Origin of the sequence: Bacillus sp. G1(2015b), from assembly GCF_001482475.1 — a bacterium.
GTDB lineage: Bacteria > Bacillota > Bacilli > Bacillales > Bacillaceae > Bacillus > Bacillus safensis.
Genome location: NZ_LKIC01000001.1, coordinates 82,748 through 95,591, shown reverse-complemented (window position 1 = coordinate 95,591; position 12,844 = coordinate 82,748). Strand labels below are relative to the sequence as shown.

The window sequence follows — 12,844 nt, the reverse complement described above, 5'->3', positions numbered from 1 at the left end:
TGCTTCATTCATCAAATGAGAAATTTATGTGGAGGAGGCAAAAAACAAAAAAAGCCTGTCGATTGTTTCGACAGACTCATAATGTTGTGTAACGCGTTACACACTTATTCCTTTTCGACAAAAAACAAATCATATTGAGTTGAAGTCTCCCGATTGAACATGAAATTCCCTTCTTGAATAAAATAGGGACATATACTTTGTCTTGGAGATTCTTCAAACTGCTCATACACCTGCTCAATTTCTCCTGGTAGCAGCAAAACCAACATTTTATTTGAATGAGACATAAATTCATAAGAGTGAATCGTATCAGGCGGGATATAGGCAAAGTCACCCGGCATCAAGCAAATATCTTCTCCATTCAAATGAAGGTTCATTTTCCCTTCAACACAATAGAGCGCTTCAGTATGAACTTGATGATAATGCGGCGGGAAATATTTCTCCTTCGCTCCTTCAATCACAAAATGACTGAATCCGCCCCCTGTTGTTTCTACTGTTGCAATCAGCTCATGAATCTGACCATCAATGATGTATTGCTTCCCTTCACCAGCCTCTAATACATAAGGCTGCACCTTTTGAGGGAGCTGACTATGAAATAAAACGGAGGGCCTCGTTGTATTGGACAGTTCTCTGATTCCATGCATCAGGATGATATCGCTTTCTTTTTCAGCCTGCTGAAAACTGGCTGCATCGAAAGCATGATTCATCATAGAACATTCATTCTGAAAAAGCCTCTTCCCAATTTGCTGATAGACATCTGTCATTTTTCCGCCCAGCGTATATGAAATAAATCTTGTTTTATGACTATGCATTCTGTAGCCATGAATCGTTTTGGGCGGGATATGAATATAATCAAAGGCAGTTACCATGTATTTTTTACCGTCCAGCATCACTTCAAGCTTTCCTTCCAGCACAAAAATGGTTTCAAATAAGTGCTCATGACAGTGCAGCGGGAAATAAGCTCCTTTCCCACCTGTGATTAAGGCAAGCTCAAACAGCTGATTCGTTTGATTTGCTTCTGCCAGCATTTGAACAAGCTGATTCTCCAGCCCATACAGTTTTCCTGAACCAGACATGGTATAAAAAGAGGTACCTTCGGATTGCTTGATCGATTGCGGTTGCTCCGACATCCCATCACTCCTCATGACGAATTGACTATCTATATTATATAGACCAATTGATATAATAGATAGACAATATGCGAGAGATTTTACTCTTCTCGCATAAATAAGTGTCTAAGGTAACTTTTTACGTGTTCTAAAGGGGTCGTTTGTTTGAGTGCAGTCGTCATCGATAGACCACCGATTACCATTGAGTGAAGGAGAGAAGCCAGCTCATCCGCTTTGTTTTCTTCATACCCGCTGTTCATTAGCTTTTCTTTTACAAGCTCCTGCCAGCGGATCATTTCTTGTTTGCATGCAACATGGAGCTGCGTGTTTTCCGGCTTTGACTCTGCCGCCAGCAAGACAATTGGAATCCCTCTTTCACCTTCTTTCTCCATAAATCCTCGAATGATGTTTGTCATAAAACGATCGATGGCAATATACGGATCATCCGAATAAGCAAAGCCTTCTTCAATTTGATTGATGACCTTTTGACTAATGTATTCAACAGATGCAATGGCCAGCTCTTCTTTTCCATTTGGAAAGTAATAATAAAGAGAGCCTTTAGGTGTGCCGCTCTCTCTGATAATTTGATTCAATCCTGTCGCATGGTATCCCTGTTTACGTAAAAGAAGTGCTGCCGTTTGAATGATTTTATCCTTCGTACTCACGTGTGACACTCTTTTCCCTCCATAGACCAAAGTCGCTTATCATGCGTTATCGATTTAATTGTCTAGTTCCTTTCCAAATCGAGGATGTCTCCATTTCCGCCGCAAGCCTGAGCAGCCAGTCCTCTTTCCCTTTAGGCGCTGTCACCTGTACCCCTAAAGGCATGCCCGCGCTAGTGAGATGAACCGGTACACTCATTGATGGCTGACCTGTTAAGTTGGCAAGCTGTGTAAATGGGGTGTAGGTCAAGCTCTTGAGGAACATATCATAAATAAGATCCTGCTGTGCTTGCATTGAAAGAGATGACACACATAAAAGTTCGGCTGTTTCCTGATCTGAATGCATAAGCTCACCAACCTTTGGAGCTGAATAGGCAGTAGCTGGTGTCACATAGAGATCGTAGGTTTGATGAAATGACGCCATTTGTGCAGCAGCCCGATCCCACGCATCAAGACTTTCTGTATAAGCAGCTGCGGTCACATTCTTGCCAGCCTCCGCCAGCACCCATGCCACGATGTCCGTTTCCTCCGGCTTTACTGGACGCCCTAAGGAACGAGCCAAGGAAGTGAATAACGCAGACATTTCTCCACTGTTCATCACGTAATATTGCTGCATGAGATGAACCCCATCAATTTCCGGCTTGGCTTCTTCTACTTGATGACCTTGCTCACTCAGCCATTTCACTGTTTGCTGAACCGCCTGCTTCGCTTCCTCACTGACCTTCGTGCCAACTGGAGATTCTACACTGTAAGCAATTCGCATAGAAGATGTACGTTTCACCAGATCCTCTTGGTAACTGCCATCGTATAACGGAGTTTGGAAAGCAGCTTCGGGCTGAATGACTTGAAGAAGATCAAGAAGGGCTGCACTGTCCCGCACGGTTTTTGTGAGTGTAAAGTCGATGGAAGCCCCTTGCCACTGCCTTCCTGCGCCTGGGCCTACCGGCGTTCTTCCCCGCGTAGGCTTAAGACCGAACAAACCGGTAAAGGAGGCTGGAATCCGAATGGAACCACCGCCATCACTTGCTCCGCCAGCAGGTACAATGCCGCTTGCAACAGCTGCTGCTGTCCCGCCGCTTGAGCCGCCTGGAGAATAGTCCGTATTCCAAGGATTTCTCGTTGGCCCATGTAACGCAGGTTCCGTCACATTTCTTAAACCGAATTCCGGTGTATTTGTATGCCCAATCATGAGAAAACCAGCCTGCTTCAATCGATCAACAAAGTGCGAATCCGAGTTGGCTTTTACATCCTTTAACAGCAAAGCGCCTGCTGTCAGCGGTTCGTTTTTAATCCCTTGTGATATATTTTTCAGCACAAACGGAACGCCTGCAAATGGCTGATACTCATGTAACTCCTTGATATCTTTTAAAACTTGATCTTGTCTCGTCTGTATCACAGCGTTTAGTTCTGGATTGACCTCATTCAATCTATTAAATGCAGCCTGCATAAGCTCCTCGGGCGTTACCTGCCTATTCCGCACAAGTGCTGCTAAGCCAGTCGCATCATACGTCATATACTCTTTTACGTTCATCAACATGTCCTTCTTTCTCTTATCTTGATGTCTCTATTGTCTACTAGAATTCTATGAATTTCAATTTCAGGTTACTAGTAAAAATAACTTTCTCAACAAGACGACAATTCTACTATCCCATCCCTCTGCTTTCTCCGATATAATAGAGAAAAAAAGACCGAGATCATCGGATGAGAGGAGCCACGCCTTGAAAAGGAAAATATTGATCGTCATCGCGTTTCTTCTTGCGCTGACAACTGCTTTGCCCTTCCATTCGCAGGCAGCTGCACCGTCAAAAGAAACAGATGTTATCATCGTCTATAAAAATCAAAAAGGGAAACAAACAGCTATTGAGGAAAGTGAGAAAGTGAACGCACAGTACATACATCTTCCCGCGGTCGCTGTGACAGCAGATGAACAAGCGGTCACCTCACTCAAAAAAGACCCAAATATCGCTTACGTCTCAAAAAACGTAAAGGTTAAACTCGCAGCTTCTACTGTGAAGAAAACAGCCGCTGCTACTAATCAGGATGCATTGGTACAAAAATCTTACAACCTGCAAAAACTCAATATAAAACAAGCAATAAAAGAAGGCGTCACTGGTAAAAATGTAAAAGTAGCCGTTTTAGATACTGGCATTTTCTCACACGAGGATTTAAAGGTAGCCGGCGGTAAATCATTCGTGAACTACACATCCTCTTATAAAGATGATGAAGGACATGGCACACATGTCGCCGGCACGATTGGTGCGCTTAATAACGATTATGGAACAGTTGGCGTCGCTTCTGGTGTGAAGCTGTATGCTGTGAAAGTGTTAGATAAAACGGGAGAAGGCGATCTATATAGTCTGCTTCGAGGCATCGATTGGGCGATTACCAACAAGATGGACATTATTAATTTAAGTTTAGGCTTTGAAGACAATATCCCCATCTTGCGTTCAGCAGTGGATGAAGCCTATAAAAAAGGACTACTTGTAGTCGCTGCAAGCGGAAATGATGGGAAAAAGAATCATATTAGCTACCCTGCCGCTTACAATAGCGTCATTGCCGTATCTGCAACGACTGACAAAGACAAACTCGCGTCTATCTCGAATACAGGGAAAGGGATTGAATTTTCTGCCCCTGGCCAGAACGTCATCAGCACTTATTTAAAAAATGAATATTGGTATGCAACGGGTACATCACAAGCTGCACCGCATGTCACAGGAATGCTGGCACTGTTAAAGCAGCTTCATCCGAAGAAAACAAATGCACAGCTTCGCACTTTATTGCGCAGCTATACAGTGGATCTTGGTGCAAAAGGGAGGGATCCACAATTCGGCTATGGCCGCGTGCAATATGTGCCGCAATCCTCCTTTTTAAAGGCTGCTGCCAGTGCTGTTAAAAAAGCCGAAACATCTAAAAAGCAGGAAGATGTCAATCAAGCCAAAACAAGAATTGGCCGGCTCACTGCAAGCAAACAAAAAACAGCACTCACAGAACGGGTGAAGAAAGTCCAAGCAGCCATTGATATCCGCTCGGCACGTGCAAAGGTCAAAACAGCCGAAAAAAACAAAACACAGGGCGCTATTAAAAGTGCTCAAACGGCCATCAAAAAACTAAACAAAGGCAAAGAAAAAACAAGCCTGCAAAACCGGCTCGACAAAGTCAAAAAACAAGTCGCTTATCAAAAGAAAGTGACAGACGCTAAACAAAAGGTCAAAAAAGCGGAAGCGAAACGAACAAAGAAAACAAAAGCAGCGGCCCAAAGCGCTGTCAAACAGCTAAAAGCCTCCAAAACAAAAACCAATTTACAAAAACGATTAAACCGTATTAAGGTTTAACAAAAAAACGATTCCTTTCAGCGAGGAATCGTTTTTTCTATTTCAACATCGGCTCAAACAAACTGTGATGATATTTTCCTTCGGCATCTGCCCTCACTTGATCGAGAATGCTTTCTAACGAAGCCATCACGCCCTTTAATGCCCGATGCACCGAACCGTGTTCAAAATCCGCTAAACTCTCCGGCAATTCATCTTCATCCAGCACAAAGACATCACCATTCGGAAGAACGAGGAGATCAATAATGAGGTCTTCAAACATGACCAGCTGGCCGTTGAATTGAGTGTCTCCCACCATATTAAGATAAGACCCTAGTTCCTTCCCTTGATCATCTCTCCAGAAATATATGTTGTAAGGACGATCCTTCCAATAATAAGCGGTCGTATAGCTCCCTTTTGGAATGGTCAGAGCACCATCACCTGCCCTCATCGTAAACGGGTCTTCAATCTTGTGAAACAGCACAGCCTGCTGCTTCTGTGCGTCTAACAGCTGACAGGTATGTTCCACAACTTTTTGATCGTATTTGATTTTTCTCTCGATGACTTCATCCCAACGATCCGCATGCAGCGAAAACAATATGCACAACTCCCTCTAACACTCGTTTCTTTCTAGTATACACCGATTTTTTTTGAAGAAATAAAGGATTGCGCTTTTACTTCTGGAAGATGAATAATGAGGTGAAAAGAAATGAACGGAATCACGATTCTTGAAAACTTTACACGGCTTGGACAAATTATCCTCATGATTTGCGGCTTTGCCCTTTATTGGCAGCTAGTGAAAACGAAGAGAGAACGAAAGCTGTCTCCTTATGAGCGCATGTTAAAATTCTTTGTCATGTTCGGTTTCATCTCATGGGGGGTATCATATTGGGCGCTGGCACTATGGGCGTAAATTGAAAAAAGGAAGAGCTGCCCATGGACGTAAGCTCTTCCTTTTGCTGCACGTTATATTATGAACCTGCTGGCTGTTCTTTCTTGATCACATATTGATAGCTCTTGACATGCGTCCCACTCGAGCTCACAAAATCTTTATCAAGCGCACGCTCAAAGCCCATTCTTTCATATAGGCGAATGGCGGCCTGCATTTTATCAGATGTATGCAGATACAGGACATTTTCGCCCCATGATTGCGTTAGTTCAATACTTTTACGCAGCAAGGACTCTGCAATTCCTTTTCCCCTCACATCGGGATCTACTCCTAAAAACCGGACGATGGCTGATGTAATGCCCATTTCTGGATTGTCATATGCTTGCTCTGATGAACGGAACATTTGAAGCGTCCCCACAACCTTGCCATCAAGCTCCGCCACCAGCATCAGCTCCATGTTCGGATTATCTACAGCTGCTGCAAGCGCGGCAGAATAATCTTGCCAGCCTTCCTCTGTAAATTGAGGCGCATACTGTGCATAGGATTTGATCAGCACGCTCCTGATGGCCTCATGATCTTCTTTGACTGCTTGACGAATGATTAGCTCTTGCTGCTTCATGTCAGCACCTCCTGCTCTCTATTAGTGGATATACGTATCATGCAATCACTGCATGTGATAGCCTTACTCTTTTCTCTACTCATTCAATGTAAAGAGTCTCATTCGAAAGATCAATCATTTTGCACGGAAACATCTTTGAAAATTTTTCATTGAAAAGGAACGCTCGATTCATTATGCTGTGTTGAGGAAGTATACGAGGAGTGTTGTCATCATATGAGTTCTTTATCTTATCCCCAAGAATCGAAAAAAAATCGATTTCTCCTTGCCGCATTGCTTGGATCTTTAACAGCCCTTGCTCCGCTGGCAATGGATATGTATTTACCTGCATTGCCTCATATTGCTCGTGATTTTGAGGCAAGTACGGCGCTGTCCCAATTAAGTCTCATGGCTTGTCTCATTGGACTGGCGCTTGGCCAGCTGATTGCAGGCCCGATCAGCGATACGATCGGCAGAAGAAAACCGCTGATGATTGGCTTGATTATCTTTATAGCGGCATCACTTCTTTGTACAGTGGTCACATCGATTTGGATGTTCATTCTTCTTAGATTGATTCAAGGACTTGCTGGTTCAGCAGGCATTGTGATTGCACGAGCTATCGTGCGAGATCATTATGAAGGATCAGAAATGACGAAATTCTTTGCACTGCTGATGTTAGTCAACGGGGTGGCTCCGGCAGCAGCACCTATTGCGGGCGGACAAATTTTACGCTTCACGACATGGCAGGGTGTATTTGTCCTACTCGGAATTCTCGGGGCATTGATGCTGCTGAGATCCATCTTTTCACTGCAAGAAAGCTTACCTGCGGAGCGTAGACAGACCGGGGGCTTTCAACAGATTGCAGGCGCGATGAAAATTTTAGCCAGTGATCGTCTCTTTGTTGGATATGCACTCTCACAAGGTCTTGTATTCGCAGCGATGTTTGCGTATATTTCAGGTTCACCGTTTGTGCTCCAGGATATTTTTAACCTTTCTCCACAAGGCTTTAGTGCAGCATTTGCGGTAAATAGTCTTGGAATCATCACGGCTGGACAAGTATTTGCCCGAGTCGCTGCGAAAATCGGTGAAGAGAAAGTCCTTCGCATTGGATTGCTGACAGCTGCGTTAGGGGGAGTGACTTTATTTTTCATGATCTCGATTGATGCAGGATTGTACGGTATTCTCATTCCGCTGTTTTTTGTGGTATCAAGCGTTGGAATTGTCGGCACCTCTGCACCGTCTCTTGCGATGCAGCATCACGGGGCACATGCAGGAAGTGCTGCTGCACTGATCGGTGTGGCGCAAATGCTGCTAGGCGCTTGCATGACACCTCTTGTCGGACTAGCCGGAAGCCAAACAGCCTTTCCAATGGGTCTGATCATTATGCTTTGTGATCTAGGCGCACTTTGCTGTTATTTCTTCTTTGTGGCCCGAGCGAAAAAAAGACCCGCATAAGCGGGTTTCAGACTGTTGACAAAGGGCTAAAATGATCTTGATTTTAGCTCTTTGTCTTTTTTCATTTATTATGGCTTACTCCAATTGATGGTGCGGAACACGTTGTTCTGGTCATCGTTGTGATATGCATCTAGATCAAAGCCTGATATGCCAAAACCAATTGCCATGACAATTCCTCCGGCAACGGTGAAGATGATTCCCCATTTGATGACTTGCTTTTTTAAATCGTTCACGTTCATACTCTCACGACCTTCTTTTTAAACATTCCCATGAATGCCTTAGTGGTTTGAATAGTTATTTGCACAAATAGCTTTGTCAAATACGCCGTGGCTATGCCGCTTAATAATCCGGCACCTAACAGAAAAATACCAACGCCAATCTGCGTCACCACCACATGCAAACCGTCCTGAAAGATAAATGGAGAACCAATGATGCTCCAAAAACCTCCGAGCAGACCAACCAGCGTCACTGTACCTGTCACGAGTGGAATACACCAAATCACCATATACACAGAAAGAATCAACAGGAAGACTGTTGCTAGAATACTGCCCCATAACGGAAAGCCTAAAATGAGAATGGAGAGTCTTGTGGCTTTTTCTCCAAACGTCGGCACCTGAACGGTTTTTATTCCTTGTTCCTTCATAATTCCTTCAGCGATCATAGCAGGCTGCCCGACTTGTTGAACCGCTTCCTGTTCACTGTAGCCATCTTCCTGATAATCCTCAATTATTTCATCGTAGTATTCGATAAACCGATCACTATCTTTGTCGCCTAGAAGATGCAGATGCTTCTTTAGGCTGCTTAAAAATTCTTTTTTATTCATTGCCCTGTCCTCCAGAAATAAAGTCGTAAATCGCCATCACCTGATCCCATTCCTCTAAAAACTGCGCCATATGCTCCCGCCCGCTTTCTGTCATGCGGTAGTATTTTCTTAATCGACTGTTATGTTCCTGGGAATAGGTCTCCACATAATTGTTTTGCTCTAAACGCTTTAAAATCGGATACAATGTCGATTCTGAAATCTCAATACAACGGGACATATCTTTAATGATTTGATAACCATAGGAATCGCCTTTCTTTAATACCGCCAGTACACAAAACTCCAGTAATCCTTTTTTTAATTGTGCATTCATGTTTACAACTCCTAACTCTTTATACTATACATTACATAGTATTGTGTGACAAGAGGTATAGAGAATAAAAAAAGACCCTTTTTCGGGTCTTTTAGCTCTTTGTCTTATTTTCATTTTTATATATTTACAAATCCTTCTCCGAACACATCGCGCACGTCATGGACAACAACAAATGCGTCTCGATCAATTTTCTTAATAATTTTCTTGAGGCGCATGAGCTCTTGCTTTTGAATGACTGCGTAAAGAATTTCCTTCGATTCCTTTGAATAATGTCCGCGTCCGTTTAAAATTGTTACGCCTCGGTCCAGGGTGTGATTGATTTCTTCCGCAATATCATCTTTGCATGAAGAAATAATCGTCACTGCCTTTTTCGTGTTAAGTCCTTCTATCACGAAGTCCATCACCTTTGTCGCCACATACAGCATCACAATGGTAAACATTAATTTTTCCGCACCAATAATAAAGTAGGAAGCAAATACAACGATCAGATCAAAGAACAAGATGGCATAGCTCACGTTCCAGTCTAAATACTTGTTGGCAATTCTTCCGAGAATGGCAGAGCCCGCCGTTGTTCCGCCTGCTCTTAGCACTAGACCAATCCCGATACCGATGATAATTCCTGCAAAAATTGCTCCAATGATCAATTCATGAACATTCACGACCCATGTTGTGGTCAAGTGTAAAAATAGAGAGTTACTTGCGACGGCAACCACCGTATAAATCGTGGTCTTCTTGTCCAAGTATTTATATCCCACAAGTAATAAGATCGCATTCAACACAAGGTTCGTCAGCCACGGTGCAATCTCAAACAAATAATAAAAAATGATGGACAGCCCCGTTACGCCGCCTTCACCAAATTCAAGCGGAATGACAAACATGTTCACTGCTGCGGCAAATAAAAAAGAACCAACTAAAATCATCGTTATATCTTTTACACATTTTTTCAATTCTTCTTTCCTCCTTTTTTAAGCATATAAAAAACCCTCTTTCTGCACGAAAGAAGACAGTCGTTGGACAACATAAAAATCAAAAGACGGCGCCTTTTGATGAAGCTTTCTGAAATCAATCTTTCCATAATATATATCTCTTTTTAGAGGCTGTCAATGACTTGGTTTTCTATTATTTTGACTACATTTTTATGCATCAAAACCCGCATGTTTTCAGGGTTTTCGCGCCCTAATATGCTTTTTCCTCTCCTTGACAAAAACGCTTTAGTCATTTAAACTACTGCCTCATATCATACCCATCAAATCCGATCTAAAAAGGAGGCTGTTTGATTCCGATGAATCCTATTCAAAGCCGTTTACAGGCTCACGCACCTTTGATTTTAGACGGTGCATTAGCAACAGAGCTTGAACGAAAGGGCTGTAACTTAAATGACAGTTTATGGTCAGCCAAAATACTTATTGAACAGCCACAATTGATTCAGCAAGTACACTTGGACTACTTCCAATCAGGTGCTGACTGCGCCACAACCGCCAGCTACCAAACAACGATTGAAGGCTTTGCTGAAAAAGGCTATACAAAAGAAGAAGCGCTTGAACTCATGAAACGATCTGTCACTTTAGCGAAAGAGGCACGCGATCTTTTTTGGCAGGATGAAGCGCGTCGTGAAGGGCGGACAAAACCATTTGTCGCTGGATCTGTGGGGCCATTCGGCGCTTATTTGTCTGATGGTTCAGAATATAAGGGAAATTACGGACTCTCTGAGCAGGCTCTCATTGATTTTCACAGACCAAGAATTCAGGCATTAGTAGAAGCGGGAGCAGATATCCTTGCATGTGAAACGATTCCTTGTTTGATTGAAGCAACAGCCATCGCAAAGCTGCTGCGGGATGAATTCAGCGGGGTATCAGCTTGGATCACATTCAGCGCAAAGGATGGCCTGCACATTAGTGAAGGTGACTCCATACGGGAATGTGTACAGGCACTTGAACCTTATGAACAAATTGCTGCTGTCGGCGTGAACTGTACGCCGCCGCAATTTATCACTTCTCTCATTCAAGAAATGAAAAAAGGAACAAGCAAACCGATTGTGGTGTATCCAAACTCAGGTGAAGTATATGATCCTGAAGAAAAGGTTTGGAGCGGTGATACGTCACATCTTACTTTTGGCGAATGTGCGTATCAGTGGTACAAAGACGGCGCGCATATCATCGGCGGCTGCTGCCGCACGACTCCAGAAGATATCAATGACATCTTAAAACGAACCACATCATGATTCATTACACATACTTCTAAGCAAAAGGGCGGGAAGACATGGAACAAGCAAAAGATCAGTCACAACAATATCAACGAAAAATGACGAGCCGGCACCTGTTCATGCTTTCTCTAGGCGGCGTCATTGGGACAGGGCTCTTTTTAAGCTCTGGGTATACCATCAATCAGGCCGGACCTGCGGGAACCATTCTTGCCTATCTTGTGGGGGCATTAATTGTCTACCTCGTGATGCTTTGTTTAGGTGAGCTGTCTGTCGCTATGCCGGTCACAGGGGCTTTTCATACGTACGCAACAAAATACATTGGACCTGGTACAGGCTATACGGTCGCTTGGCTATACTGGCTGACATGGACAGTGGCACTCGGTTCGGAATTTACAGCGGCAGGATTATTAATGCAGCGCTGGTTTCCAGACACTTCGGTTTGGATGTGGAGTGGTGTTTTTGCTCTTCTCATCTTTTTACTGAATGCATTTACAGTCAAATTTTTTGCAGAATCAGAGTTTTGGTTTTCCAGTATTAAAGTGATGGCTATTATTCTCTTTATTATTCTTGGCGGAGCTGCAATGTTTGGTTTGATTCCATTAAAGGGCGGTGAGGCCGCTCCGTTCTTTTCTAATTTCACTGGCGAAGGCGGACTTTTCCCAAACGGCTTTTTACCGATTTTAATGACGATGCTTGCTGTCAATTTTGCTTTTTCAGGGACGGAGTTGATTGGGATTGCTGCGGGTGAAAGCGTCAATCCTGACGAGACCATCCCAAGAGCCATTCGCACAACCGTCCTGCGTCTCGTCCTGTTTTTCGTTGGAACGATCGTTGTTTTGGCTGGCTTGATTCCAGTAGAAGAAGCCGGGGTGATCAAAAGCCCATTTGTCGTGGTATTTGATCGTATCGGAATTCCTTATGCTGCAGATTTCATGAATTTTGTCATCCTGACCGCGATCTTATCTGCCGCAAACTCAGGATTATACGCGTCATCTCGTATGCTTTGGTCGCTTTCTGAAGAACGGACACTTCCTAAAAAACTGGCGAAGCTGACATCAAAAGGAATTCCTTTGAATGCACTCATTTTAAGTATGATCGGTGGTATTCTTTCATTGCTATCGAGTGTGATCGCACCAGAAACGGTATATCTTGTTCTTGTGTCAATCTCTGGACTGGCTGTTGTGGTCGTATGGATGGGAATTGCTGCCTCACAGTTGATGTTTCGGAAAAGATTTTTACAGGAAGGCGGACAGCTTCAAGATTTATCATTTCGAACCCCGCTCTATCCAGTGGTTCCGATTGCTGCCTTCCTCCTATGTCTAGCATCTGTCATCGGCATTGCCTTTGATCCAAATCAGCGGATTGCCCTCATCTGCGGCATTCCTTTCATTGCGCTCTGCTATGCTGCGTATTACATGACAGCTTGGATTCAGAAAAAACGAGAAAAACCTGGTGTATAAACATCAGGTTTTTTCTATATAAAGCTGCTGACA

The 12,844-nt window shown here is 43.6% G+C and carries 14 protein-coding genes; 5 read left to right on the top strand and 9 right to left on the bottom strand.

What is annotated here, in order from left to right:
* Positions 1-104 precede the first annotated feature (104 nt).
* The 3 genes from AMR95_RS00510 to AMR95_RS00500 form a co-directional block, all read right to left on the bottom strand.
* Positions 105-1,127: a quercetin 2,3-dioxygenase gene (locus AMR95_RS00510; protein ID WP_058837254.1), complete on the bottom strand. Its 1,023-nt coding sequence runs from the start codon at positions 1,125-1,127 to the stop codon at positions 105-107.
* A gap of 80 nt (positions 1,128-1,207) precedes the next feature.
* Complete coding sequence (locus tag AMR95_RS00505) at positions 1,208-1,780, bottom strand: TetR/AcrR family transcriptional regulator (protein ID WP_231746854.1); 573 nt, start codon at positions 1,778-1,780, stop codon at positions 1,208-1,210.
* 37 nt (positions 1,781-1,817) lie between these two features.
* A complete protein-coding gene (locus AMR95_RS00500; protein ID WP_058837253.1) occupies positions 1,818-3,299 on the bottom strand; it encodes an amidase in 1,482 nt (493 codons plus the stop codon).
* A gap of 187 nt (positions 3,300-3,486) precedes the next feature.
* On the opposite strand from AMR95_RS00500, the gene AMR95_RS00495 reads away from it, so the two are divergent.
* Positions 3,487-5,100 (top strand): S8 family peptidase, encoded by a 1,614-nt coding sequence (locus AMR95_RS00495; RefSeq protein ID WP_039176194.1) that lies wholly within the window; start codon positions 3,487-3,489, stop codon positions 5,098-5,100.
* A 37-nt stretch (positions 5,101-5,137) separates the two neighbouring features.
* Here the strand turns inward: AMR95_RS00495 and AMR95_RS00490 are convergent, their stop codons facing one another.
* Entirely contained in the window at positions 5,138-5,674 is a 537-nt protein-coding gene (locus AMR95_RS00490) for a DUF402 domain-containing protein (protein ID WP_058837252.1), read from the bottom strand.
* Positions 5,675-5,785: 111 nt separating this feature from the next.
* Here AMR95_RS00490 and AMR95_RS00485 point away from each other — a divergent pair, with 111 nt between their 5' ends.
* The gene (locus AMR95_RS00485) at positions 5,786-5,989 is read left to right on the top strand and encodes a hypothetical protein (protein ID WP_058837251.1); all 204 of its coding nucleotides are present in this window, start codon (positions 5,786-5,788) and stop codon (positions 5,987-5,989) included.
* A 58-nt stretch (positions 5,990-6,047) separates the two neighbouring features.
* Here the strand turns inward: AMR95_RS00485 and AMR95_RS00480 are convergent, their stop codons facing one another.
* A complete protein-coding gene (locus AMR95_RS00480) occupies positions 6,048-6,584 on the bottom strand; it encodes a GNAT family N-acetyltransferase (RefSeq protein WP_058837250.1) in 537 nt (178 codons plus the stop codon).
* A 213-nt stretch (positions 6,585-6,797) separates the two neighbouring features.
* Here AMR95_RS00480 and AMR95_RS00475 point away from each other — a divergent pair, with 213 nt between their 5' ends.
* Entirely contained in the window at positions 6,798-8,015 is a 1,218-nt protein-coding gene (locus AMR95_RS00475) for a multidrug effflux MFS transporter (RefSeq protein ID WP_058837249.1), read from the top strand.
* A 68-nt stretch (positions 8,016-8,083) separates the two neighbouring features.
* Here AMR95_RS00475 and AMR95_RS19175 read toward each other — a convergent pair whose 3' ends face one another.
* The 4 genes from AMR95_RS19175 to AMR95_RS00460 form a co-directional block, all read right to left on the bottom strand.
* Positions 8,084-8,254 carry a hypothetical protein gene (locus tag AMR95_RS19175; protein WP_186315137.1) on the bottom strand — a complete coding sequence of 57 codons (171 nt, stop codon included), beginning with the start codon at positions 8,252-8,254 and terminating at the stop codon, positions 8,084-8,086.
* Positions 8,251-8,838: a DUF1700 domain-containing protein gene (locus AMR95_RS00470; RefSeq protein ID WP_058837248.1), complete on the bottom strand. Its 588-nt coding sequence runs from the start codon at positions 8,836-8,838 to the stop codon at positions 8,251-8,253. Before AMR95_RS00470 ends, AMR95_RS19175 begins: the two co-directional genes overlap by 4 nt.
* Positions 8,831-9,148: a PadR family transcriptional regulator gene (locus AMR95_RS00465; protein ID WP_039176181.1), complete on the bottom strand. Its 318-nt coding sequence runs from the start codon at positions 9,146-9,148 to the stop codon at positions 8,831-8,833. Before AMR95_RS00465 ends, AMR95_RS00470 begins: the two co-directional genes overlap by 8 nt.
* 116 nt (positions 9,149-9,264) lie before the next feature.
* Positions 9,265-10,095: a YitT family protein gene (locus tag AMR95_RS00460; protein WP_039176179.1), complete on the bottom strand. Its 831-nt coding sequence runs from the start codon at positions 10,093-10,095 to the stop codon at positions 9,265-9,267.
* Between the two features lie 335 nt (positions 10,096-10,430).
* On the opposite strand from AMR95_RS00460, the gene mmuM reads away from it, so the two are divergent.
* Positions 10,431-11,369 carry a homocysteine S-methyltransferase gene (gene mmuM, locus AMR95_RS00455; protein WP_039182957.1) on the top strand — a complete coding sequence of 313 codons (939 nt, stop codon included), beginning with the start codon at positions 10,431-10,433 and terminating at the stop codon, positions 11,367-11,369.
* Positions 11,370-11,407: 38 nt separating this feature from the next.
* The gene (gene mmuP, locus AMR95_RS00450) at positions 11,408-12,811 is read left to right on the top strand and encodes an S-methylmethionine permease (RefSeq protein WP_039176176.1); all 1,404 of its coding nucleotides are present in this window, start codon (positions 11,408-11,410) and stop codon (positions 12,809-12,811) included.
* The last annotated feature ends 33 nt before the right edge of the window (positions 12,812-12,844 follow it).